This window comes from Microbulbifer aggregans, assembly GCF_020524005.1.
GTDB lineage: Bacteria > Pseudomonadota > Gammaproteobacteria > Pseudomonadales > Cellvibrionaceae > Microbulbifer > Microbulbifer aggregans_A.
This window is the reverse complement of the sequence record NZ_JAIVKK010000039.1, coordinates 1-1,183: the sequence shown is the minus strand read 5'-3', so window position 1 is coordinate 1,183 and position 1,183 is coordinate 1. Positions and strand designations below refer to the sequence as shown.

The 1,183-nt window shown below is 48.9% G+C and carries 1 protein-coding gene; it reads right to left on the bottom strand.

Annotated features, from left to right (window positions below):
* Positions 1 to 253: 253 nt before the first annotated feature.
* Positions 254 to 679 carry a hypothetical protein gene (locus tag LC093_RS20200; RefSeq protein ID WP_226669311.1) on the bottom strand — a complete coding sequence of 142 codons (426 nt, stop codon included), beginning with the start codon at positions 677 to 679 and terminating at the stop codon, positions 254 to 256.
* Positions 680 to 1,183 lie beyond the last annotated feature (504 nt).

Below are 1,183 nucleotides of genomic sequence, written 5' to 3'. Positions count from 1 at the left end.
TCGCATCCTGGCTGTAATTGTAGGGCTTGAAGTTGGGCATGGAGGGATTCTCGGTTTGGATCCCTCAACTTTATCAAAAAATGCTAGGTTTTTAGAGTTTTTCTACAGCCAGAACGCCCACAGCAGGGGCGGCTTACTTTGTGCGCGTTTTGCGCGAATATGGGAGCGAAGCGACCGCGCAAAACGTGCGCAAAGTAAGACGTCCCGCGGAGGCCCGAAGGGCCGTAGCATACTGCCTGTGATTGTTATGGATTTACCTCTTTCGCCAATTCTTTAGTGGTCTTTTCCAGAAAATATCAGCGCTTTCTAGAACGCCGCTAGTGAACGATCTTAACTCTTTCTCTTTAACGGTAAAATTAAGTACCTGGTCTTCCAAATAAACATTTACAAATATACCGCGGTCAACTCTATAGAGAAATATTTTCCCATCCCACCCGTCAAAATCCGACCACAATAGTTCTTGCTCATTGCTATCAATCCACGCTTCAACATCAGAAGCAAATTGATACAATGAGAACGCTATTTCTTTATGGTCCGGACGTCCTGCAGTAAGTACCTCTACATTTGCGTCGACAAAATATCCTGGAGGAATACCTGAAATACAAGACTCATCCGCGCCTTGACCGTAAATTTCCTCTAAGCTCTGAAACCTGTACTTTATTGAGACTTCGTCACACATTCCAACGATCCATAACGTTGCTAGCAGGGGCGGCCGGCGCGTAGCGTTGGCCGTCCAGCCGAGCCCCGAAGGGGATGGGCGAGCCTGCCTAGCCTGGTTATGGCTGACGCGCTCTGGACCAACTATTAGCACTCTGCCAGCCACGGCTTGGCTGGCCACCGCCTGAAAATTACGAGGAAAGAATACCGCACTTTCCCCAACATATTTTTATCTTATTGGCACTCCACGATACTGCAGCGGAATTTCCCTATTCTACCGAACCCGAGCGAACACTCTAGGAACGAAACTGCTTGAATGTGCGAAGGCGAAATGCCAAATACTGGATGCCACAAATATGCTCAAAATTTCCAGCCGCACAAATATTAATTTTTACCGACCGGCACCATAACGCCGCGAGCAGCGGCAGCTTTCTTTGGGCGCTTTATGCGCAATAATGGGAGCGAAGCGACCTGCGCATAAAGTGCACAAAGTAAGCTGTCCGGTGGAGGCCCGCAGGGCCGGAAC